Raw genomic sequence first — 22,128 nt, 5'->3', positions numbered from 1 at the left:
GCCACTACACAGCGATTCACGTCCGCGCGGTAATCGGGCGCTTGGCCCGAACCCGCCGCTCACGGCCACAAAACGGGCGTGCCCGCGTGTGTCCGCTGTGGTGAGTGCCTCAGCGGATCCCGAGCGGCGGCGGTGCGTAACAGGAATAATCACTGGTCGTGACCGTCAAACGCCCGCTCGTCGTCGACTCGCTGATCGTGGTCGCGCTCCTAGCGGTACACCTGCTGCTGGTGCGCGAGTTCGGCGACAAGGCAACCGGGTGGCTGCCTAATTGGGCCGCGGCCGTGGTCGGGGTCGTGGGCATCTCGACGTTGCTGGTGCGCCGCCGGTGGACCCGCACGGTGTTCCTGGTCGTGCTCGTGGCGTCGTTGACGCTCGTGCTCGGCGGCTATCCCAGCGGCGGTGCCGGGCTGGGTCTGCAGGTCGCGCTGTACACGGTCGCGGTGAACTCGTCGCTGGTCAGCACGGTGGTGGCAGCGGCGCTGACGCTGGTGGCGGCCGTGACGAGCTACGTGTCGAACGCCGACTTCCACCCCGTGGTGGCGGTGCTGGACGTGGTGCTGCTCGGCGGGTCGATCGGGCTGGGCATGGTGACGCGGCGCAGCAGGCAGCGGTCGGCGCAGCTGCGCGAGGTGGTGAGTCAGCTCGAACAGGCGCGCGAGCAGCTCAAGGAGGAAGCGGCGCTGCTGGAACGCACCCGCATCGCCCGCGAGCTGCACGACATCGTGACGCACAGCCTCGGCGTGATCGCGGTGCAGGCCGGTGTCGCCAGAGCCATGCCGGACGATCAGCAGCAGGCGCGCGAGGCGTTGCAGGTGATCGAGGCGACGAGCAAGGACGCGTTGTCGGAGATGCGGCACCTGCTCGGCGCGTTGCGCGTGCCGGAGGCGCTGGACGCCGAGCTGCGGCCGCAGCCGACGCTGGGCCAGCTCGAAGATCTGTTCCAGACGATGCGCGATGTCGGGCTCTCGCTCACCGTGCAGACCGAGGGTGAGCCCTATCCGCTCACGGCCGGGCGCGAGCTGACCGTGTACCGGATCATCCAGGAAGCGCTCACGAACGTGCTGAAGCACGCCGCCCACGCCGAAGTGCAGGTGCGCCTGCGTTATCTCGACGACCACATGAGCGTCGAGGTGCTCAACGACCACGTGCTCCCCCACGCCGACGGGCACGGGCACGGTCTGGTCGGCATGCGGGAGCGGGCAGTCGTGTGTGGAGGGACGCTCGACGCGGGACCGTTGCCGGGCGGCAGGTTCCGGATGGTCGCGACGCTGCCCAGGGAGCTGGCGGCATGAGCATCGCGGTGGTGGTCGCGGACGACCAGGCACTCGTGCGGGCCGGTTTCGCCGCCTTCCTGCGGGCCCAGCCGGACATCGAGGTGGTCGCGGAGGCCGCGGACGGCATCTCCGCCGTCGCCGCCGCGACCGAACACCGGCCGGACGTCGTGCTGATGGACATCCGGATGCCCGAGGCCGACGGCATCGAGGCGACCAGGCAGATCACTGAGGCGTTCGGCGGTGAGGTGGCGGTGCTGATCCTCACCACGTTCGACCTCGACGAGTACGTCTACGCGGCACTGCGCGCGGGGGCGTCCGGCTTCCTGCTCAAGGACACCAGCCCGGAGGACCTCGTCGCGGCCGTGCGCGTGATCGCGAGCGGTGAGGCGCTGCTCGCGCCGACGGTGACCAAGCGGCTCATCCGCGAGTTCACCGGCGCGCCCGTCAGCACCGCGCACCTCGAGGAGCTGACCAAGCGCGAGAACGAGATCATGGTGCTGGTCGCGCGCGGCATGTCGAACAACCAGATCGCGGAGAAGCTGTACCTCTCCCCGACCACGGTGAAGACGCACGTGAACCGGCTGATGGCCAAGCTCGCCCTGACCTCCCGCGCCCAGGTCGTCGCGGCCGCCTACGAAGCCGGGCTCGTGATCCCCACGCGCAGCACCGACTGAAGGCTGTCGATCACCTGGCCGGCCGCGTCCCGCGCGACGTCGGCGGCGAGTCCCAAGTGGACGGTCGCCAGCTCCACGGCGTGGTCGGTGTCGTCGGCAACGAGCAGCAGCTCGATGAGCCTGGCCGCGTCCGCCCCGACCTGGAACACGCGGTCCTGCGTGGTGTCGCAGAGCAGCTGTTCGCCGTTGCCGTGCACGAGGATCGGCGCGTCCACGTGCTCGACGAGGTCCGCGGGCAGTCCTTCGACGAACCTGCCGCCGAACCCGGACACCTTCAGGCCCGTTCGCCCCTCGGCACGCAGACCGCGCAGCACGGCGAGCACGCGCAGGTAGCGGGACAACCACGGGCGAGCCGTTCGTGCCTGGTCGATCGCGTCCGCGCTCACCACGGCGTTCAGGCACACGTCACCGATGGTGCTCAGCACGGCCGCCCTCAGGGCGATCGAGTCCACGTCGGACTCGATCGAGCCGAGCACCTCACCGCCCGGCGCGGTCCGCACGTCCCCCGACGCGTCCACGTGCAGCCGGCGCGCGCCCGTGCACGGATGCGTTGAGCCCAAAGCGCACTGGTCGGCGAGGAACACGCCGGGCGTGGTGAGCTGCTCGACGAACACGCCCTTGTCCCGAGCCAGGTCGGCGTCCTGGAGGAACGCCTCGTAGTCCTGCTGGCCGCCCACGCGCACGATCGTCGGACCGGCCACCGCGAGGAACGGCGTCGCCAGGTAGTCCTGGGTGTGCACGAACAGGTCGTCCCCCACCAGGAACTCGTCCCCCGGCTCGACCAGCCCGCCCTCGTACCCCACGGCGGCCTCGGATCCGCCGGGGCTGAACACGAGCGCGTCCCACCCCAGCGCTCTGTCCTCGTGGCCGGCGGACTCCACCAGCACCACCCTGCCCGTGCCCGTGGCGTTGCCGCTGACCAGCTGCACCACCGCGGTGAACGCCTCACGTGCGCGCGAACGATCGTCCGTCACTTGAATCCCCCAGAACACACGAACTTCACATACAACGGGTTTCGACGCTACCTGCCGGGTCCCCCCGGCGGCGTCCATCCAGCGCAGTAATGCGGAAGTACAACCAGCGCAGTATTGCCGCGCCGCGTGACCGGATGTCAGAGTTGCCTCGCTTGGGGGAAAGCGTGATTCGGCGAGCCATGTCCGGCGGCGCCCGTCACCACAAGTCGCCCTCATTTTCGGCGCACACCTTCGGGGGGAGGTGAATTACATGAACGACACGACTCTGGACCTTTCGGTCACCGAGCTCGAGGACATGGTCGGCATGAGCGGCTGCTCGCAGGCCGGCATGGACCCGCGCGCCTGTGACGCGTCTCTCGGCGGTGCCGTCAGCCTCGCGGTGGCCTTCTCGGCGATCGCGATCGCCGTCACCTGATCCGGTGAACCTGCCCGCTGACCTGCTGCTGTGCCAAGGGGGTGAACACATGCAGGACATCAAGGCGCTCGACCTCGCCGTCACCGAGATGGCGCTGAAGGGCCCCGACCTGAGCTTCGTGGAGCTCGAGGTCGCGGCGACGCCGGACGTCGGCGACTTCCTCGCCAGCGTCGGTGCCGGCGCGGGCGTCAGCGCGCTCGTCATCGGCGCGATCACGATCACGTAGATCGGCCGGCCGGGTGCCTGTGGGCGGCGACACGCCAATCATCGTGGCAAACCAATCCAGGCACCCGGCAGTTCTGCTCTATCATCTCCACCATGACGAACAACAATTCCGAGACGAACAACGGCGCACTCGTGGCGTTTCTGGTCGTCGCAATCGGTTTGATTCCGGTGTCCGCCGTCGTGTCGGCGGAATGGCTGCGAATCACGCTCCTCGTGGTGGCGATTCTGGGTATTTTCACTGTCTCGTTCTTCCTGCTCCGCAACATCAAGCGTCGCCAGGCGAACGGAGACTGACTCCGTTAGGACCTCCACATGCCGGGTGTGACCGAGTCCAGCCGGATAGACGCCGTTCTGGACGATCTGGGCCTCGGCAGGCTCGACTGGGCCACCGCCACGCCGATGAGCGGCCGGAACGACAACTGGCTGGGCGACACCACCGGCGGCAGGCGGGTCTTCGTCAAACGTCTCGTCGGCACCGCCGACGAGACGGCGCACGGCTTGCGGCGCACCGAGGCGTTCTACCGCACCGAACGCCCTGGGGCGCTGCGCACCACCACCCTGATCGGGCAGGACGAGCACGCGGGCGTCCAGGTGTTCGACTGCCTGCCGCAGGCGCGCACCGGCCAGCAGGTGGTGGCGGACAAGGACTTCGGTCACGCACTGGCCGCTGAGGCGGGCGCGGCGCTCGGCGCGTTGCACTCGGTCGGGCCCGGTCGGCTGGCCGAACTGGAGCCGTCGCTACCCGCGCTGCCGCAGCACAACCCGGTGCACGGGCTCACCGAGGAGCTGTTCTACGACTCGAGCCTCGGCCAGCTCGAAGCGTGGCGCATGGTGCAGCAGGACACCGTGATCGCCGACGTGCTGGGGAAGATCGGCGACAGCACCGTCAAGGTGCCGATCCACGGCGACCTGAGGCTCGACCAGTTCCTGGTCTCGCGGGACCGCCTGTACCTCACCGACTGGGAGATGTTCCAGCTCGCCGACCCCGCGCGCGACGTCGGCGGCTTCGTCGGCGAGTGGCTCTACCACGCCGTCGTCGACCTGCTCCAGGAACGCACGCGCACCGCCGGCCGGCTTCTCCCGCCACCGACCGTGGTGCTGGCTCCCGATCGGCCGCCGTGGCGGGAGGCGCGTCCCGCGATCGCCTCGTTCTGGCAGGCGTATGCAGCGGCCCGGCCGCAGCACTCCGCCGAAGTCGCGGCGCGCACACCCCTGTACGTGGCCTGGCACCTGGTCGAGCGGATGCTCATCGACGCCCAGCCGCGCACCAGGCTCGACGGCACCGCGCTCACCCTGTTCCGGATGGCGCGCACGATCCTGCTGCGCCCCGAGCACTTCGTCTCCGTCCTCGGGTTGTCGTCGTGCTAGCCGCACAGCTGGCCGCAGCGCTCCCGGAGATCCGCGCCGGAGCGACGAAAGCGACCGTCAACGGACACCAGCTCGACGCGGACAGCCGCCCTCAGCTCGTCGCGCGGCTCACCGAGTGGCTCTACGCGGAGCTGCACGCGGGCATGGCGGATCGCAACCTCTCTCTGGCGCTGTCCAAGCGCGACCGGTGGCTGGAGCGGGCTTTCACCGAGGTGGTCCCGCATGCCGCCGCGCCGGTTCGTGCCGTGCTGCGGTCGGCCGACGAGCTGTTGCTGGTGGAGTGGGACGGCGTGCTGGTGCGGGTGCCCCGTGACCGCGCTGTTTTGATGCGCTCCTCGGGTGAGCCTGTCGGCCTGCCCGGCCAGACTGCTCAGCTTCCCTCCGTCGGTGAGCCCATCGACCTGCTCGTGCCGCCTGCCCGGCCCGCCCTGTCACCGGGTTTCCTGTTCGTCGACGGGTCCCGTCCGGTCGACCTGACATCCGGCGCGCTGCGCGTGTACGTGCACGTGTCCGATCCGGACAGCGCGGTCGGCGCGTGGCGAGCGGTGCTCCACGCGCTGGAGTCCGCATCCGTTGCATACCAAGCAAAAGTGCTGTCGCGGGCCCGCCAGTACCCACGACGGGACGCGATCGTGGTCTACCTGCCATCGGCCGAGGCCGCTCCACTGGTCGCGGACGCCGTGCGGGGACTGCGGGGGATTCCGCACGAGACCTCGGTGTTCACCGAACGGCTCGCCGCCGGGGTCGCCACGGCACACGAACCGGCCGACCCACGGCCGGGCAGGTCCGGGCTGAGCTTCGGCCAGCACCGCTGCCTCGTGCTGGCACATGCGCTGCTCGACGCCGCGAACCGCGGTGAGACGCGCGAACCCGTGATCGCACGGGCGTTCCTCGACGCGGGCATCGACCCGCTGCACCCGGCGCGGAACATCACATGACCTACTCCGTGCACATGCCTTTCATGCCGATCCGCTGCGAGCAGGTGCTGCCGGTGGGTCAGCTGGTGAGCCGCGCCGAGGACTGCCGGCTGTGGCTGGGCCAGTCGCTGACCCTCGAGCCGCACCAGTTGTTCGCCTATCTCGCGGGCAGCGGTCTGCGGGTGCCGGTCGGCACCAGCGTGACGCTGATGCCGTTGCGTCATCCACTCGAAGCCGCGTCCCAGGCCAGGTCGCTCGCGCAGATCACCGGTCATCCGCTGGTGGCGGGCTACGGTCCGGGTTCCGCCGATTTCCAACGGGCGTTGCTCGGCTCCCGCTACCCCAGTCCGCTCACGGCCGCACGGGAGTACCTCACGGCTGTTCGGTCGTTTGTGGACGGTGGTCTTCCGCCGATTCCCCATCCCCGGGTGGATCTGGGGCTGGGTGTGCTGAGGCCCGCGATGGCACGGCTGGCCGGGGAGATCGCGGACGTCGCGATCACCTGGCTGTGCCCGCCGGACTACCTGCGGGACGTGCTGGTGCCGGAGATCCGTGCGGCCGCCGCGGCCGCTGGTCGGCCGATGCCACGAGTCGTGTCGGTTGTCCATCTGGCACAACGCAAACCCCGCCGCGACCCGGTGCAGCTCGCGCTCGGTGTCAGCCGCGGGCACCTTCAGTCTCCTCACTACATCGACATGCTCGGCCGGGCGGGTGTGTCCGTGTCTGCTTCCGATCCGGAATCCGGTGCACGGGCACTCGTTGACGCCGGGGTGTTTCTGCACGGCGGTATGCCAGATCTGGTCGAGGGACTGAACGCGTACCGGGCCGCAGGGGTGGACGAGATCGTGCTCAACCTCAGCGGCGTCGCGTACGAGCGGGGTGAGCACGCCGCCGTGCGGGAGCTGGAGTTCTTGCTGATGTCGCTCGGCACCGTGCGGCACGACGTTCTGGGGGAAGTTAAGTGAACAGGAGCAACATCCCCGGCACCGCCGGGCAGGTCGCCGCGTTGTTCGGCCTGCCGGCAAAGCCGTTGTACGGCAAGGAGGGCGCGCCGGTGTACGACGCGATCGCCCGGCACGACCCGAGCGAGATCCGCGACGTGCTGCGGCTGGCCCGTGGCCCCGTGCTGGAGCTCGCGTGCGGCTCGGGGCGGCTGACGGTGCCGCTGGCCGCCCGTGGTCACGAGGTCGTCGCGCTCGACAACTCGGCCGCACTGCTCGGGATGCTCGCCGACCGGCTGCCTGCCGGCGCGGACGTCCGGCTGGTCGAGGGCGACATGACGGCGTTCGAACTCCACCGCAGGTTCGGGCTCGTCGTGCTGGGCACGTCTTCAGTGTGTTTGCTCGACACGTCCCAGCGCGCGGAGCTGTTCGCCTGCGTGCGCAGGCATCTCGCCGGCGTGTTCTACGTCAGCGTCCTCGACTTCGCCGGTCTGCTGCTCGCGCGCCAGGCCGAACGGTCGACCGTGGTCGTTCAGGACCAGTCGATGATCACGTTGTTCCAGCACTTCGACGGACGTCGCGGAGTGCGGACGACCAGCCTTCTGCAGGAGTCGGCGGACCATCGTGCGCTCTACACGAGCGAGGTGCGGATGGTCAGCTCCGAGCAGCTCGCCGAGGAGCTGGCCGCCGCGGGGTTCAAGATCCTGGAACGACGCCGCGGCCTCGATTCCGAGCAGGTGCAGGTGCAGCTGATCTGCGGGAGGCACGATGACTAGACACCCGGTGTGGGAGTCACTCGTCCCGCCCAGCCAGTACGGACTTCCGGCTCGGCAGGCCGTCGCGGCCGAGGGCACCCGCATCCGGTTCGCGGACGGGTCGTGGGCGTTGTGCGCGACGAGCGGCCTGTGGAACTGCAACCTGGGCTACGGCAACAAGAAAGTCGCCGACGCGGTCGCGGACGCGTTGACCCACTCGTCGTACCTGACGTTGTTCCGCGGCGGGCACGACCTCGCCGTGCGCGCCGCTTCGGCGTTGCTCGAGGTCTGCGGGCCACAGTTCGGGCGGGTGCTGTTCTCGACCTCGGGTGGCGCCGCGAACGACGTGATGATGAAGCTGGTCCGGCACTTCCAGGCGCTGCGCGGGGAGGAACGGCGCCGCGTCGTCGTCGGCCTGAAAGGCAGCTACCACGGCCTGACGTACGGCAGCTTCAGCCTGACCGGCGAACATCTCGGCCAGGAGCTGTACGGCGTCGACCAGCGCGCGGTCCGGCACGTCGGGATCGACGAGGCCGAGCTCGCATCCCTGCTGGCGCGCGAAGGTCACCGCGTCGCCGCGGTTGTGCTGGAGCCCGTGCTCGGGTCCGGGGCGCATCCGGTGCCGGAGAGCTTCGTCGCCGCGGTCGGCCGGTTGCGCGAGGAGCACGGGTTTCTGCTGGTGGCGGACGAGGTCGCGACCGGGTTCGGCCGCACCGGCGAGTACTTCGCCTCGCACGGCTGGCCGGTCACGCCGGACGTGCTGATCACGTCCAAGGGGCTGACGAACGGCACCTGTGCCGCGTCGGCGGTCGTGGTGTCGCACGAGATCTGCGAGGTGTTCGAGCGGGCGGACTCGGTGCTGGTGCACGGCGAGACCCAGGCGGGTGCGCCGAGCAGTTGTGCCGCGATTCTCGCCACCATCGACGAAATGCGGTCGTTGGACGCCTTGGCGTCGGCCGCGCGCAACAGCGTATTGCTGGACGGGTTGCTGGAACGGATTTCCGCGCACCCATTGGTTCGCGGGCATCGCGGTACCGGCTGCTTCCGTGCGATCACGCTGGAACCCGGTGTGTCGGCCGACGTGGTCGTCGCGGCACGGCGGGCCGGCGTGATCGTCCAGCCCGGCCCGGACTGCGTTCAGCTGGTGCCGGCATTGACCTTCGGCGCCGGGGAGTTCGCCGAGTTGGAGACCGCGTTGCTGGCCGCGCTGGACGAGGTGGCGTCATGATGTTGCGCCGCGCCTGCCCCACGACGGTGCACGCGGGTGCGCGGGCCTGGCGCTCGGTCAGCCTCGGCAAGCGGCCGCTGATCATCACCGACGCGAACCTGACGTTCGACTTCGACGCGCCGACGATCCGGCTCGACGCCGCTGACGCGGACCTCGGCACCGTGCGCACCTTGGCCGGCCAGATCGTCGAGCACGCACCGGACGTGCTGGTCGGCGTCGGCGGCGGCAGCGTGCTCGACGTGGTCAAGCTCGCCGGTGCTCCGCTGCTCGCGGACGTCGTGCAGGCGCGCGGAGAACGCGCGGGCGTGGTCGGCCTGCCGGACACGGCTCCTGGCTTCCGCCGGGTCTTCGTGCCCACCACCGTCGGCACCGGCGTCGAGGTCAGCCCGGTCGCCTGCGTGCGGGTCGGCGCGCACAGGCGGCTCGCGATCGGCAACGGGCTGGCGCCCGAGGTCGCGGTGCTCGACCCGGAGTTCACCCGCGGCCTGCCGCCGTTGCTGTTGCGCGAAGGCGTGCTGGAGGCGTTGCTGCGGATCATCGGCCCGTTCGCGGGCAGCCCACCCGTCGGCGGACTGCCCGACGCGGAGGCGGAGATGCTGGTGCGCCGGCTCGTCGCCGTCGGCGATCGGCTGGCCCGCGGTGACACCGGGTCCGAGACCCGGCTCGCCGCGGCCACGTTGAGCGCCGCGACGCACACCGGCTGGGCACTCGTCGGCAGGAGCACCTACGGCGCCAAGCACTGGTACCTGGCGAACGAACTGTCCACTGTGGCCGGTGTGCGCAAGATGGTCGCCACCGCGCACGTGCTGCCCGCGGTGTGGACGCGGATCATGGCGGGCGATCACCGGTTCGGCTCCCGCGAGCGTCTGGCCGTGGCGTGGAGCTGGATCGCGGACTCGGCGCCGGTCAGCGGACTGCATGCATTGCTGCGCAGGTGGGATCTCGAGCACGAGCTGCTGACGACGTCCGGGCAACGTGCGGAGGCGGCCCAGCGCGCGGAACGGTCGTGGGGCGGCCGGTTGCCGATGCTCGCGGGCCTGTCCGCCGACGACGTCGAGGAGGTCTACGCGTCGTGTTCGACCTGATCAAGACCCTCGATCCGGCCAACGGACTCACCCGAGGCTGGCAGATGCGGCCGCCGTCGGCCGACCATCCGATGTGGAGTGTCGCCGTCGACATCGGCGGGCTCTCCGCACGGGGCGCCTCGGTCGGCGACTACCCGCTGCACCTGGTCGGCGCGTACGGCACCAGCCGTACCGACACCATGGCCAGGGCCGCCGGGGAAGCCGTCGAACGGTTCGCCCTGTTCCCCGGCGACCGGGGTCCGCGCGCGATCACCGCACCGGGTTCCGCCGCACTGGACTACGTGGCGGCCGGGCTCGGTGCCCCCGTCACGGCTCCGATGCGCTGGTACGAGGGAACGTGGCTGCACTCCGGTGCGCCGGTGTGGGTGCCGGCCGGGCTGGTCGACTACCCGGTCGACGTCCCGGGGTTCGACCCGTCGCCGTCCGGTGCGGCGGCGGGGCCGGACCTCGAGTTCGCGGTGCGCGGAGCGTTGCTGGAACTGGTCGAACGGGACGCCGTCGGTGTCTCATGGGCGGCCGGTGCCTTCGCGGCCGAGATCGACGTCGAGGTCGAGATCGCGCTGGCACCCCCGACCGCGCAGTGGCGGCGGCTGGCCGCGTTGTACCGCAAGGCGCAGGGCCTGCGAGTGCGGATGGTGCGCGTGCCCGTGCTGCCCGGTCTGCACTGCGTGCTCTCGACCGTCGTGGACGGGGACCTGGCGGCGTGCGGCGCGAAGGCGCACGAGGAGTGGGATCGCGCCCTGCTGATCGCGCTCCAGGAGTCCTTGCAGGTTCACGAGATGCTGACGGTGCTGCGCGGCCAGTGGGGTTCGGTCGCGGCACCCGATGTCGTGCGCGACGACATCGACCGGGCCCGGCTCTGGCTGACCTCCGGGGCGGTGGCGGAGCTGGAACGACGTCTGCACGGTCTGCCACTCGAACCTCCGGGGTCTCCGAGCTTCACCCGGCGCTCGGCCGCCGACCTGGTGGCGGCGGTGCGGGCGGACGGCGGCGAGCCGCTCGTGGTCGACCTGACCCCGCGGCTGCCCGACACCCATCGCGCCATGGGGTGGCGCGCGGTCAAGGTCGTTGTGCCCGGCTACCAGCCGTTGCGGATGGACGAACGACATGAGTTCGGCTGGCAGAGTGACCGCATCGAGGCCGCAGGTCCTGTTTCCCACTTCCCGCACCCGTTGATCTGAGGTGACCATGATCGTCGCAGCACCCCGCCGCGCGCCGTGGATCACGGTGCACGAGCCGATGACCGAGGACGCGCACTGGATCGTCGAACGCCCGGACGCCAACCCGTTGCGGGTGAGCGCCGACATCGGCACACTCCTGTCCACATTGGATGGACGTGACGCGGCTTCGCTGGCGTCGTCGCTGGGTCAGCCCTGGACACCCGAGCTCGTCGCGCACGCCGTCGAACGTCTCGACCGGCTCGGCCTGATCGCCGGCCCGAACGCCACCGAGCCGCAGCCCGAACGCCGTTTCGTCGTCGTCTCCCCCACCACCTGGCAGCTGCGGATCGTGCGGGCGGATCGCCTGCTGGCGCCGTTGCGCCCGCTGCTCGTCCGGCTGTCCGGCAACGCCGTCCTGGCCGTGGCGCTCGTGCTTTCGATCGGCGGCTTGGTCGCGCTGGCGGTCCAGCACTCCGCTGTCGGCACCGCGCTCGGTTCACCGCTGCCGTTTTCGACGTTCGCTCTCATCTGGGCGGGCATCGCCGTCACCACCGTGTTCCACGAGTTCGGTCACGGCGCGACGCTGACGCATTTCCGCGGCCGTCCCGGCTGGTTCGGCGTGATGCTCTTCTACCTCACCCCGGCGTGCTTCTGCGAGGTCACCGACGGCTGGCGGCTGGCGAAGCCCCGGCAGCGCGTGAGCGTGGCGATGGCCGGGGTGGCGACGCAGGCGGCGATCGCGGGCTGCGCAGCGACGGCGGCGTTGCTGGTACCTGACGAGGCTCTGCTCGGGTTCGCGGTCGTCTGCTACCTCAGCGCGCTGGTGAACCTCATCCCGTTCGTGAAGCTCGACGGCTATCTGGCCCTGATGGCGTACGTCGACATCCCGCACCTGCGCGACCGGTCCATGGCCGAGGCACGTGGCTGGCTCGTCCGGTGGCTGTTCGGCGTTCGCTTCACGCGCTCGCTGCCCACGTGGACCGTGCCGTTCGGCCTGGCGTGCCTGGGTTTCCCGGTGGTGGTGCTCACGATCGCGGCCAGCCGGTGGAGCCACGTCCTGCTCGGCATGGGCCTACTGGGCGGCCTGCTGGTGCTAGTGCTGTTCGGCTACCTCGCCTACCTGCTGGTCCGCGGCGTGTGGTCGTTGCTGCGCAACGCACATCGCCTCGGTGTCAGCTCGCTGCGCCTAGCGCTCACGGCCTGCGTGGCCCTGGCCACTCTCGGTGCGCTGCTGACGTTCCTGAAGGTGGACAACGACATCCGCGGCGGCTACGTGCGTGACGCCACGGGCGTCCACTTCGTGCTCCCACCTGGCATGCAGGTGGCCGCGAACTCCCATGTCGTGCTCCAACGCGGCGGCCTGGTGTTCAGCACAGAGCTCGGCAGTGCCCGGATCGGCTCGTCTTCACCCTCGGCGGCAACGGTTCCGCTCAGTGCGCTGACGCCGTTCCGCACCGACCTCACCACCTCTGGGATGACCGTGCCGCTGACCGGCGTCACGGGCTCGCTCGACAACAGCGGAGTCGCGCGCGTCGAGGGGGCGCCGATGCCCGCCGGGCAGTGGCTGGCGCACAACTACCTGATGCCCGTGTGGCAGCAGATCTTCGGATAGGAGGACCACATGACCCCAGTGATCGAATTCGACGGGTTCACCAAGCACTACCGCGACCTCGTCGCCGTGGAGGACCTCAGCTTCTCCGTGCAGGCAGGCCGAATCGTCGGCCTGCTCGGCCCCAACGGTGCCGGCAAGAGCACGTCCCTGCGCGGCCTGCTGGGCCTGCTGCGCCCGACCTCCGGCCACGCGGCCGTGTTCGGTGTGCCCTACGACCGGCTGGACCGGCCCGCGCAGGCCGTCGGCGTGCACATGGACGGCCTCGGCTTCGAGACGGGCATCACCGGCAGGCGCCACCTGGAGATCTGCGCCGTCGCGGCAGGTGTGTCTCGCAGCCGGGTGGACTCGGTCCTCGCCGAAGTGGGCCTCGCCGACGCCGCGCATCGGCGCCTCGGCAAGTACTCCACCGGCATGAAGCAACGCCTGGGCCTCGCCACCGCCCTGATCGGCGACCCCGATCTGCTCGTGCTCGACGAACCCGCCAACGGCCTCGATCCGGAAGGAATCCGCTGGCTGCGCCACTTCCTGCGCGCGTTCGCCGACGAGGGCGGCACCGTCCTGCTCTCCAGCCACCAGCTGGCCGAGCTCGCGCAGACCGTCGACGAGGTGGTCGTGATCAACCGCGGCACCCTGTTCGCCGGCCCGCTCACCGACCTGGTCTCCGGCGGCCGCAGCCTGGAAGACAGCTACTTCGACCTCGTCTCCGGGGAGGCCGTCCGTGCGTGACGCGATCCGAGCCGAGATCCTCAAGGCGCGCAGCGGTTTCTGGCTGCTGGCCGTGCTGGCCTACGCCGTCCTGCTGCCGTTGGGCGTCTGGCGCTTCTCCGGTGTCGAGCTCTCCGACACCCGTTTGATGCTGGGATGTCTGGCCGCGTGCCCGGTGGCCGCGACGTTCCTGGGCGGCTACCTGGTCACCCGCGACTACTACTACCGCTCCATCGAACGAGGTGTGCTGCTGCACCGCAAGTCGCACCTCTACCTCGCGAAGCTCATCGCCGGAGCGGTGAGCGGACTGGTCACGGGCCTGGTGGGCGCGCTGGGCTGGTCACTGGTGACGTGGCTGGTGCTGCGCTCCGGTTTCGACACCGGCTGGTCGACCTGGGCAACGTTGCTCGGCTGCCTGCTCGCCTGCACGCTCGCCGGCGTCTTCGGCGTGGCGATCGGCTGGATCCTGCGCGACTACTACTTCGCCGCGGGAGTCTCGTTCCTGCTGCCGTTCGCGATCGAGCTGCCGCTGCTGTTCCTGCGCCCCTCGATCGGCCGGTTCCTGCCGAACGACGTCTTCGCCGGACTGATCCAGGCGCCGCTGCCCTCACTTCTTCCGGTGTGGCTCAGCCTGCTGATCGCGGTGGCGTGGGTCGGTGTGACGTCGTTCGCCGGGCTGCGCCTCTTCCTCCGCCGGGAGGTGCTGTGACCGCCTTGCGCGCCGAGCTGATGCGGGTCCGGTCCGACCTGGTTCTGCTCGGCCTCGTGGTCCTCACCGCCGCGGCCTCCGTTGCCCTGGTGTGGCAACGATCCTCGCCCGACGCGGTGCTGATCCAGGTCAGCCTGTTGTCCAGTCTGTACGGCACCATCAGGCACGTTCTCGCGCACCGCAACGGTGTCGTGACCCGGTCGATCCTGTTCGGGCACCGGGTTCCGGTGTTGTTGTCGTCCGCGGCCGTCACGGCGCTGGGCGGCGCGGTGATCGGCGCCGGTGCCGCCGCGGTGTTGTGGACGCCGGTCGACCTGACGGCCGTGCCGCTGGGGGCTGCGGGGGCGGTGTGGGGGTTGTTCGTCGGAGTCGTTGTGCGCAACTACTTCCTGGCGCCCACGGTGCTGTTCGCCGTCCACATAGGATCCGCGCTGGTGCTCTCGTCCTGGCCCGACGTCGGTCAGCTGCTGCCGTTCGGCGCGACGATGTCGGTCGTGTCGGCCGAGCCCGGACTGCTGCCCGCGGACCTCGGTGCGGTGCTGCTGGCGGTCTGGCTGGTGGTGGCGGGGACGGCGGCCTGGGCGGTCACCGCGCTGCGCGACGTCTGATTTCACGGCTCGCGCGGGGTGACCAGCCCGGATTCGTAGGCGAGGACGACGAGCTGGGCGCGGTCGCGAGCGTGCAGCTTGGTCATGGCGCGGTTGACGTGGGTCTTCGCGGTGAGCGGGCTGATCACCATGCGATCGGCGATCTCGTCGTTGGAAAGGCCCTGCGCGACCAGAGCGACGGCCTCTCGCTCGCGGTTGGTCAGGTCGGTCAGCCCGACGCCGGTGCTGAGCGGCTGGGTGACGTACCGGTCGATCAGCTTGCGCGTGATCGAGGGCGCGAGGAGGGCGTCGCCACGTGCGGCCACGCGCATGGCGTGCAGGAAGTCTTCCGGCTCGATGTCCTTGACCAGGAACCCCGCCGCGCCCGCGCGCAGTGCGTTGAAGACGTGCTCGTCCAGGCCGTAGTTGGTGAGGATGACGACGTGCACCGAGGCCAGCGCCGGGTCCGCGGCGATGCGCCGGGTCGCCTCGATCCCGTCCAGGACCGGCATCTGGATGTCGATGACGGCGATGTCGGGCAGGTGCTGCCGGGCCAGCGCCACGGCTTCCTCGCCGTTGGCTGCCTCGGCCACCACCTCGATGTCGTCCTCGACGTCGAGGAGTGCGCGGAATCCGCTGCGGATCAACGGCTGGTCGTCGGCCAGCAGGACGCGGATCACGACGTGCGATCCACGGGAAGTTCGGCGTGGACGGTGAACCCGCCCTCGCTGCGCGGTGCGGCCAGCAGGTGCCCGCCGAGAGCCGTAACCCGTTCGCGCATCCCGATCAGCCCGACGCCCGGAACCGGTGACGCGCCGGAGGTGGCCTTGCCGTCGTCGTCGACGTTGATGACCAACGCGTCAGTGCGGTAGTCGATCCGGATCGACGCGCTGGCGGCTGCGGCGTGCCGGGCGATGTTGGTCAGCGACTCCTGCACGATCCGGTAGGCGGTGCGATCCACTGTGGACGGAACGCCGGTCCTGTCCCCCTCGATCGTCAGCGTCGCGTCCAGGCCGGCCGTCCTGGCCCGCTGCACCAGTTCCGGGATCTGCTCGAGTCCGTGCGGCGGGTTCTCGTGATCGTCGCGCAGCGCCTCCAGCGTCGCGCGCAGTTCCCTGGCCGCCTCACGACCGGCCTCCCGGATCGCCAGCAGGGCATCCGGCACCTGCTCGCCCCGCTTCTGGGCCAGGTGAACCGCGACCTCGGCCTGCACCTTGATGACGGAGATCTGGTGGGTGAGCGAGTCGTGCAGTTCCCGCGCGATGTGCAGGCGTTCCTCGTCGGCGCGGCGGCGCGCGGTCTCCTCACGGGTGCGCTCGGCCTCGTCCGCTCGCCGCTCGGCCTGCCGCAGCGCCTCACCCGCCGCACCCGCGGCGATCAGCCAGGCCAGTTGCAGGACGTCCCGCGACCTCGTGAACACCTCGCTCACCGGCCAGTCGAGGTGCAAGGCGAGGATCACCAGCGGAAGGGCGATCAGCATGAGCACCGAACCCGCCACCGCCACCACGCGGTGTCCCGCCCGGACGGTGGCGTACACCGCGAAGAGGAACGCCACGACCGGCACGTCGAATCCGGCGGCCTGATAACCCAGCGCGCACAACCCGGTCACGGCCAGGACGACGACCGGTGCCCGGCGGCGCGCGACCAGCGCCAGACCGCCCACCACCAGCAACGGGTAGCCCAGCAGGTCGAAACCCGTGGCCTGAGACAGGCCGGCGACCAGCAGGGCGGCCGCCACACCGACGGCGATCACCCAGTCCCAGACACCGATCCGTTCCCTGCTCACACGCGCACCCTAACCAGATATCCGCGCGGGCGACTCCTACGCGCAGACGATCATCCGACTACCGCGCTCGTAGTAGTTGGACGGCTTCTGCGGCTCCTGCGGCAGCGCGAAGTGTCCACGCCGGCACGACGACCGGAACGGCTCCGGCGAACAGGATCAGCTTTGTCCCGTTGCCGGAGAAGGAGATCGTCATGTCCAACCACTACGTGCTCGCCGTCGATGCTTATGCCCTCACCACCGGGCGACTTCTGGGCAGTGTGGCCGCCCTGGTGGCGCTGGCCGGCGTGGTCCTCGGCGGTCTCGCGCTCGCCCGCCGCCTGGGCAGGCGCGGATCCGTCGCCGGGCTTGTGGCAGGGCTGATCGGCGTGGCCGTCGGCGGGTTGGTGGTGGCCGCCGCCGAGGGTGGCCCCGGCACCGGCTACGGCATCGTCGGCGGCTTCGTGGCCGTCGTGATCGGACTCATCGCCGCGGCGCTCGGCGGGCTGGGGCTGGCCCGCGCCCGCTCAACCGGCGGGTTGAAATAGTTCGACGAGGTTGCCGGCCGGGTCGGCGAGCAGGATCTGCCGGCCGCCGGGGCCGGCCACCGGTCCGCTGCGCAGGGGCAGGCCCGCGCCGTTCAGCCGGGTGATCTCGGTGTCGAGATCGGCGACGACGAGGTGGATCCGGTTGCGGCCGGCGGCAGTCGCGTCGTCAGGGGTCGCGCGGGCACCCGAGCTGGCCGGGCCGGACAGCAGGAGTCGCAGCGGGCCGCGCACGACGTCGGCGAACGCGGGGGCGGCGTTCGTGTTCAGGGTGAAGCCCAGGTGGGTGGTGTAGAAGTCGACGGCGGCCTGCACGTCGTCGACGAGGTAGCGGACGCTGGCGTACTCGGTCATGACAGAACCTCCTCGTGCTTGGTGAGGGGCGGGCAGCAAGTAGCGGACGCTGGCGTAGTCGGTCATGCCGGAGCCTCCTCGTGCCGAGTGAGGGTGGGCAGCAGGTAGCGGACGCGGGTGTCGAGCTCTGCCGCGATGCGCTGGAACGCGAGATCGCCACCCCCTGCCGGTTCGGGAATGCTCCAATGCGCGCGCCGCGGAGGCCGGGCGAACTCGAACCGAACCTCACGAGCCTTGTCGCACAACGTGATCAGATGGTCGAACCGACGCCCGGCCATCGTGCCGACCTGCCGCGGCCGCCGGTCTGCTACGTCGATGCCGTACGACTCCTTCAACACCCGCACGGCGTCCGGGTGGAACTGCGACTGGGGCCGAGTCCCAGCACTGGCCGCCTCCACGCGGCCACCGGCGTGGTGGCGCAGCAGCGCTTCGGCGATGGGCGACCGAGCGCTGTTGCCGGTGCACACGAACAACACGGTGATCCGCGAGCCGGACGGACGGGCCGGCACTCCGAGCGCCGGGTGCAACGCGGCGCCTGCCGCGGCCAAAGCCTCGGCGCAGCGACCGAGATCCAGGTGGTAGTAGGTGTCGCGCCCGTCGAACGTGCTGCGCGTGGTGGTGACCAGACCGGCGTCGCGCAGCAGCCGCAGGTGGTAGGAGACCAGGTTCTGCGGCTGGCCGACCAGCGCCACCAGTTCGCGGACCCGCCGGTCGCTCCCGGACAGCGCGGTGAGCAGCTGCCAGCGCAGCGGGTGGCCGGCCAGCCGGACGAACGCCGGCGGGGCCACGACCTCACCCGAAGCCACCATGTCCAGCAGAATACATCAAACCAGTTTGATGGACTAGCTAGACGGCGTCCCAGGCGACGGACTCGTAGGCCCGTACCAGCACGGTCATGAGGTCCGCGTCGACGGAGAACGTGTGGCCGTCGATCTGACCGACCGGGGTGATCCCGATGGAACTGGACACGAAGGCGGCGCTGAAGGAAGCCAGATCGTCGAGCCGCACCGGCCGGCGCTGTGACAGCACGCCGACGTCCGCCAGCGTCGACTCCAGGATCTGCATGGTGATCCCGTGCAACGCCGGTGCGCTCGGCCACACCACGGAGACTCCGTCGAAGAAGCCGATGTTGGCCGCGGCGGCCTCGGACACTGCGCCGTCGGGCCCGGTGAGGAGTGCCTCGTCGAAACCGTTGCGTCGCGCGACCGCTCCGTAGTGGGTCTGCGCGAAAGTGCCGACGTGCTTGATGTGCGCGAGAGGGCGTTGGTATCCGACGGACTGGAGCCGTTGCGGAGCGGCCGAGACCTCTGATGGCCTGCCGACGGTGACCATGATGGACGGATCGGCGTGCGCACCCTGCCGAAAGACGGTCACGAACACCGACGCTTCCCCGGTGTCGTCGCCGAGAGCGTGCCGGATGTACGCGCGGACCCGATCGTCGTCCAGGTCGGCATCGAAGAGCTCGCGCGTGGCCGCCCTCAGACGGTCGAGATGGAGTTCGAGACCACGGGTCCTGCCGTTTCGGATCTGCATCGCGGTGTAGTGGCCGTAGTTGGACAACGCGGGGAACCACAGCGTGTCAACGCCGGCCGCCCGGCCGTTGATTTCAAGGCGCGGCATCGCGGGGCTGCTCATGATCTCCACCGTAGCCAGGCGGCCGTCAGCGCAAGGCTTGAAGGCCGACGGACCACCGGTGGGCCCGATCGATGACCTGCTGCAGTTCCGCCGCACACCAGACCCAGGACGGATCCGGCGTGCCCGCAAGGCCGGGCTCGAACCCGAGGATCGCGGGCGCGTCGGCGAACCCCAGCGGCACGGGCAGCCCGATCCGGTGGCGCAGCGCGTTCCAGCCGCGCAGAAGGTCACGGCTCGCCTCGGTCTCGCCGAGGTCGGCCGCGATGAGCGCCGCGGCCAGCACGCCGGTGAACCCGACCCGCAGATGCGTCCGGCGCACGGCCTGGGACAGGGAGTGCGCGAGCGCCTCGCGTGCCTGCTTCGGGTCGCCGGACCGGCGCAGTGCCTGCGCCAGCAGGACGCCGAGGTGGGCGCTGCCCCGCGAGAACTCGACGGGGTACGAGTCGTCCAGTTCGGCGACCGACTCGGTGAGGAAGCAGGTCGCGGCCTCGTCTTGCCCGGTGGTGAGCAGGACCAGGGCGATGGCACGGCGTGCGGGCTCCTGCTCGAGCGGGCTGCCCGCGGCGGTGAGCTGCTCGGTCAGCAAGCGTGACCACGAGATCGCCTCGTCGAGGGCACCAGTGCCCATCGCGACCTCGGCCCGCACCACCTGGTGGCTGACCGAGAACGCGGTGCCGCGTCGTGCCGCGCGTGCCGCGTACCGGGCGCACAGTTCGACCGCGTCGTCGAAACGGCCCCAGGTGCCGTACGCGCCCGCGCACGCGGTCAGCGCGGTCGACGGCTCGTCGCCCTCGTCGTGTTCGGGCACTGCGGCGAGGGTCTGGGGAATTTGGCCGAGCACAACGGGGTTCAGCACGAACCGGCCGTTCGTCACCAGCGACACGACACCTTCGCGGTACTCGCGCCGGCGGTGGCCCGCGATCCGCGGCAGGACCACGGCCATCTCGTCGCGTGCCCCGACGTAGTCCTCCCGCAACGCCCGCCGCACCGCTGACTGGAAGAGCAGCAGGGTGCGCACCTCCGGCGTGCACAGCTCGACGTGTTGCGCCGCCTGACGCATCCGCAGCTCGCTGCTGCCCAGGTAGGAGCGGTTGGCCAGCCAGAACGACGCGAGCCGGACCACGATCTCCGCCGCGTCGCCCGCACGTGCGCCGCCGAACCCGTGGTCCAGCGCGGCCCTGATGTTCTCCCCGTCGGGAACCAGGTCCCGCGCCCTCGCCATGCGGTCGCGGTAATGCGGCACCGCGTCGATCTCCCGCCCCACCGCGAGCCAGTGGTCGAGCAGCCGGTCCCGCACGAGATCGGGGTCGGCCAGCCTCTCGGCCGCGAACTCGCGCACGGTGGCGAGCAGCGCGTAACGACGTTCCGCCCCGATGTCCTGCGCCAGCACCAGCGACTGCTCCACCAACGAGATGAGGGCAGGCAGCACGTCCTCCGCAGAGGCACCGCAGACCGATTCCACCGTCTCCAGCGAGAAGGTCCCGCGGAACACCGACAGCCGGCTGAGCAACCGCCGCTCGGTCTCGGTCAACAACCGGTAGGACCAGTCGATGGTCGCGCTCAGAGTCCCCTTAGGACTGTCCAGAATGGATAGATCGGCCGCCAGCCGGTGGTCCAGCTGAGCGATCGACAACGCCCGCAGCTTGGCGGCCGCGAGCTCGATGGCCAGCGGCAGACCGTCCAGCCTGCGGCACAGCCGGTCGGCCAGGCCGGCGTCGACGCGGGTGGCGTCCAGCGTGGGCCGTGCCTCGACGGCACGCCGCAGGAAGAGCTCCACCGCGGGCGCCGGCTCCAGCGTGCCGAGCGGCCACACCCACTCCTCCACCACGCCCAGCGGCATGCGGGACGTGGCGAGCACGACGACCTGCGGCGCGTGCTCGATGATCGTCCGCACCAGCCGCGCGCACTCTTCGGCCAGGTGCTCGCAGTTGTCCAGCACCACCAGGAGGTGGAGCTCGGCGAACGCGTGGGTCAACGCCACCAGCGTCTGGTCGATCGTCGGCGCGGACACCTCCAGCAGCGCTGCGAGCGCGGTGACCATCTCGCCGAACGAGGCGAGCGAGGCGAGGCCGACGACCACCACACCGTCGCCGAACCGAGGTTCGATCTTTCTCGCCACGTGCAGGGCCAGCGTCGTCTTGCCGCATCCGCCCGCGCCGACGATCGTGACCAGGCCCCGGCCGCCGAGCGCGTCTTCCAGCGCCACCCGGTCGCGATCCCGCCCGATCAGCACCGCGGTGCCGGGCTGCGGACCGCGCCACCGCACCGGAGGCGGCACCTCGGCCTCGGCCCGCGCGGCGGGCATCGCCTGCTGCCGGAGCACACGCAGTTGCGCGTCCCGCAGGTGCTCGCCAAGATCGACGCCCAGTTCGTCGACGAGCCGCGCGCGAACGCTTTCGATCAGCCGCAGCGCCTCGCTCTGCCGTCCGCTGCCGGCCAGCAGCAACGCGCACACCGCGTGCAGCCGCTCGTGCAACGGGTACAGCTGAATCATCTCGGTCAGGCACGCCAACGCTCGTTGTGGCACCCCGGCCGCGAGCGCGGCCTCGGCGAACCCGAGTGCGGCGATCACCCGCAGCTCCTCGATCCGCACGACGAGCGTGTGGTCGCTCAGGGCTGCCGTCACGTCGGCCACCACGGGCCCCCGCCACAGGCCCAGCGCCTCGTCCCAGAGGTCGACCCGCCGGTGCGGCTCAGCCACGACCGCCGCCGCGTGCAGCCTGCGGAACCTGCCCAGGTCGACGCACTCCCCCGGTACCTCGAGCAGATAGCCGTCGGTGCGCCGCACCACGGTGACCTCCCCGCCGGTGGCAGCGGCGAGCCAGGTCCGCAGCCGTGACACCACGACCTGCCCCCACGCCCTGGTGTCGCTGACCGCGTCGTCCGGTCGCAGCAGGGCGGCCATGCGTTCGGCGGACAGCGGCCGGTTCTCCGCCAGCAGCAGCACGGCGAGCAAGGCGCGCTGTGTCAACGATGTCGGCGTCACGATCTCGTCGTTCCGCCAGACGGTCACCGGGCCAAGCACCCCGAAACGAGCCCCGCTCACCGCTCCCCCTCGCCAGATGTCACGCCCCCTGAACGTCCGGCTTCGAGCGGCGGTTGCGTTTTGCGGAGGCCTTTGCATCTGTGATGTTCGGGGCACGGTAGCGGGTTTTGCCCGGTAGCGGCGGTGAGTGTCGTCACGTGCGCCGGTGCCCGGC

General features: G+C 70.6%; 25 protein-coding genes. 17 read left to right on the top strand and 8 right to left on the bottom strand.

Features of this window, described 5'->3' with window-relative positions:
- Positions 1-158 precede the first annotated feature (158 nt).
- Both ACIA8G_RS09035 and ACIA8G_RS09030 read left to right on the top strand, forming a co-directional pair.
- A complete protein-coding gene (locus ACIA8G_RS09035) occupies positions 159-1,295 on the top strand; it encodes a sensor histidine kinase (RefSeq protein ID WP_396417804.1) in 1,137 nt (378 codons plus the stop codon).
- A complete protein-coding gene (locus ACIA8G_RS09030; protein WP_396417803.1) occupies positions 1,292-1,951 on the top strand; it encodes a response regulator in 660 nt (219 codons plus the stop codon). Before ACIA8G_RS09035 ends, ACIA8G_RS09030 begins: the two co-directional genes overlap by 4 nt.
- Here the strand turns inward: ACIA8G_RS09030 and mpaB are convergent.
- Positions 1,909-2,925 (bottom strand): daptide biosynthesis RiPP recognition protein, encoded by a 1,017-nt coding sequence (gene mpaB, locus ACIA8G_RS09025; RefSeq protein ID WP_396417802.1) that lies wholly within the window; start codon positions 2,923-2,925, stop codon positions 1,909-1,911. The genes ACIA8G_RS09030 and mpaB overlap by 43 nt on opposite strands.
- A 250-nt stretch (positions 2,926-3,175) precedes the next feature.
- On the opposite strand from mpaB, the gene ACIA8G_RS09020 reads away from it, so the two are divergent.
- From ACIA8G_RS09020 to ACIA8G_RS08955, 14 genes are all read left to right on the top strand, one after another.
- Positions 3,176-3,340 (top strand): hypothetical protein, encoded by a 165-nt coding sequence (locus ACIA8G_RS09020; RefSeq protein ID WP_396417801.1) that lies wholly within the window; start codon positions 3,176-3,178, stop codon positions 3,338-3,340.
- A gap of 4 nt (positions 3,341-3,344) precedes the next feature.
- On the top strand, positions 3,345-3,566 hold the full coding sequence (locus ACIA8G_RS09015; protein WP_396417800.1) for a hypothetical protein: 222 nt from the start codon (positions 3,345-3,347) through the stop codon (positions 3,564-3,566).
- A 92-nt stretch (positions 3,567-3,658) separates the two neighbouring features.
- Positions 3,659-3,859 (top strand): hypothetical protein, encoded by a 201-nt coding sequence (locus ACIA8G_RS09010; RefSeq protein WP_396417799.1) that lies wholly within the window; start codon positions 3,659-3,661, stop codon positions 3,857-3,859.
- An 18-nt stretch (positions 3,860-3,877) separates the two neighbouring features.
- Positions 3,878-4,933, top strand: a complete 1,056-nt coding sequence (gene lxmK, locus ACIA8G_RS09005) for a class V lanthionine synthetase subunit LxmK (RefSeq protein ID WP_396417798.1) — start codon at positions 3,878-3,880, stop codon at positions 4,931-4,933.
- A complete protein-coding gene (locus tag ACIA8G_RS09000) occupies positions 4,927-5,871 on the top strand; it encodes a T3SS effector HopA1 family protein (protein ID WP_396417797.1) in 945 nt (314 codons plus the stop codon). The genes lxmK and ACIA8G_RS09000 overlap by 7 nt, the downstream gene beginning before the upstream one ends.
- A complete protein-coding gene (locus tag ACIA8G_RS08995; protein ID WP_396417796.1) occupies positions 5,868-6,815 on the top strand; it encodes an LLM class flavin-dependent oxidoreductase in 948 nt (315 codons plus the stop codon). The genes ACIA8G_RS09000 and ACIA8G_RS08995 overlap by 4 nt, the downstream gene beginning before the upstream one ends.
- Positions 6,812-7,567, top strand: coding sequence for a daptide-type RiPP biosynthesis methyltransferase (gene mpaM / locus ACIA8G_RS08990; protein WP_396417795.1), 756 nt, complete (start codon positions 6,812-6,814; stop codon positions 7,565-7,567). The genes ACIA8G_RS08995 and mpaM overlap by 4 nt, the downstream gene beginning before the upstream one ends.
- Positions 7,560-8,774: a daptide-type RiPP biosynthesis aminotransferase gene (gene mpaD, locus ACIA8G_RS08985; protein ID WP_396417794.1), complete on the top strand. Its 1,215-nt coding sequence runs from the start codon at positions 7,560-7,562 to the stop codon at positions 8,772-8,774. The genes mpaM and mpaD overlap by 8 nt, the downstream gene beginning before the upstream one ends.
- A complete protein-coding gene (gene mpaC / locus ACIA8G_RS08980) occupies positions 8,771-9,859 on the top strand; it encodes a daptide-type RiPP biosynthesis dehydogenase (protein WP_396417793.1) in 1,089 nt (362 codons plus the stop codon). Before mpaD ends, mpaC begins: the two co-directional genes overlap by 4 nt.
- Positions 9,847-11,040, top strand: coding sequence for a YcaO-like family protein (locus tag ACIA8G_RS08975; RefSeq protein WP_396417792.1), 1,194 nt, complete (start codon positions 9,847-9,849; stop codon positions 11,038-11,040). Before mpaC ends, ACIA8G_RS08975 begins: the two co-directional genes overlap by 13 nt.
- A 7-nt stretch (positions 11,041-11,047) precedes the next feature.
- A complete protein-coding gene (gene mpaP, locus ACIA8G_RS08970) occupies positions 11,048-12,631 on the top strand; it encodes a daptide biosynthesis intramembrane metalloprotease (RefSeq protein WP_396417791.1) in 1,584 nt (527 codons plus the stop codon).
- 9 nt (positions 12,632-12,640) lie between these two features.
- A complete protein-coding gene (locus ACIA8G_RS08965) occupies positions 12,641-13,357 on the top strand; it encodes an ABC transporter ATP-binding protein (RefSeq protein ID WP_396417790.1) in 717 nt (238 codons plus the stop codon).
- The gene (locus tag ACIA8G_RS08960; protein WP_396417789.1) at positions 13,350-14,045 is read left to right on the top strand and encodes a hypothetical protein; all 696 of its coding nucleotides are present in this window, start codon (positions 13,350-13,352) and stop codon (positions 14,043-14,045) included. Before ACIA8G_RS08965 ends, ACIA8G_RS08960 begins: the two co-directional genes overlap by 8 nt.
- Positions 14,042-14,653 carry a hypothetical protein gene (locus ACIA8G_RS08955; RefSeq protein ID WP_396417788.1) on the top strand — a complete coding sequence of 204 codons (612 nt, stop codon included), beginning with the start codon at positions 14,042-14,044 and terminating at the stop codon, positions 14,651-14,653. Before ACIA8G_RS08960 ends, ACIA8G_RS08955 begins: the two co-directional genes overlap by 4 nt.
- Positions 14,654-14,655: 2 nt before the next feature.
- Here the strand turns inward: ACIA8G_RS08955 and ACIA8G_RS08950 are convergent, their stop codons facing one another.
- The 3 genes from ACIA8G_RS08950 to ACIA8G_RS08940 are packed head-to-tail and all read right to left on the bottom strand — an operon-like array spanning position 14,656 to position 16,611.
- A complete protein-coding gene (locus tag ACIA8G_RS08950; protein WP_396417787.1) occupies positions 14,656-15,312 on the bottom strand; it encodes a response regulator in 657 nt (218 codons plus the stop codon).
- Positions 15,309-16,418: a sensor histidine kinase gene (locus ACIA8G_RS08945; RefSeq protein ID WP_396417786.1), complete on the bottom strand. Its 1,110-nt coding sequence runs from the start codon at positions 16,416-16,418 to the stop codon at positions 15,309-15,311. The genes ACIA8G_RS08950 and ACIA8G_RS08945 overlap by 4 nt, the downstream gene beginning before the upstream one ends.
- A 58-nt stretch (positions 16,419-16,476) precedes the next feature.
- Positions 16,477-16,611 (bottom strand): hypothetical protein, encoded by a 135-nt coding sequence (locus ACIA8G_RS08940; protein ID WP_396417785.1) that lies wholly within the window; start codon positions 16,609-16,611, stop codon positions 16,477-16,479.
- Between ACIA8G_RS08940 and ACIA8G_RS08935 the strand changes: the two genes are divergently transcribed.
- Entirely contained in the window at positions 16,610-16,942 is a 333-nt protein-coding gene (locus ACIA8G_RS08935; protein ID WP_396417784.1) for a DUF6223 family protein, read from the top strand. The two genes, ACIA8G_RS08940 and ACIA8G_RS08935, sit on opposite strands and share 2 nt — an antisense overlap.
- On the opposite strand, the gene ACIA8G_RS08930 is transcribed toward ACIA8G_RS08935, so the two are convergent.
- The 4 genes from ACIA8G_RS08930 to ACIA8G_RS08915 all read right to left on the bottom strand — a co-directional run bounded on the left by ACIA8G_RS08930 (position 16,922) and on the right by ACIA8G_RS08915 (position 21,941).
- Positions 16,922-17,293, bottom strand: coding sequence for a VOC family protein (locus tag ACIA8G_RS08930; RefSeq protein WP_396417783.1), 372 nt, complete (start codon positions 17,291-17,293; stop codon positions 16,922-16,924). The two genes, ACIA8G_RS08935 and ACIA8G_RS08930, sit on opposite strands and share 21 nt — an antisense overlap.
- A gap of 62 nt (positions 17,294-17,355) precedes the next feature.
- The gene (locus ACIA8G_RS08925) at positions 17,356-18,102 is read right to left on the bottom strand and encodes an ArsR family transcriptional regulator (RefSeq protein WP_396417782.1); all 747 of its coding nucleotides are present in this window, start codon (positions 18,100-18,102) and stop codon (positions 17,356-17,358) included.
- A 37-nt stretch (positions 18,103-18,139) separates the two neighbouring features.
- Entirely contained in the window at positions 18,140-18,928 is a 789-nt protein-coding gene (locus ACIA8G_RS08920; RefSeq protein WP_396417781.1) for an aminotransferase class IV, read from the bottom strand.
- A 25-nt stretch (positions 18,929-18,953) separates the two neighbouring features.
- Positions 18,954-21,941, bottom strand: a complete 2,988-nt coding sequence (locus tag ACIA8G_RS08915; RefSeq protein ID WP_396417780.1) for an ATP-binding protein — start codon at positions 21,939-21,941, stop codon at positions 18,954-18,956.
- Between the last annotated feature and the right edge of the window lie 187 nt (positions 21,942-22,128).

Origin of the sequence: Lentzea sp. NPDC051213, assembly GCF_044455585.1 — a bacterium.
Classification (GTDB): Bacteria; Actinomycetota; Actinomycetes; order Mycobacteriales; family Pseudonocardiaceae; genus Lentzea.
This window is presented reverse-complemented; position numbering and strand designations above follow the sequence as displayed.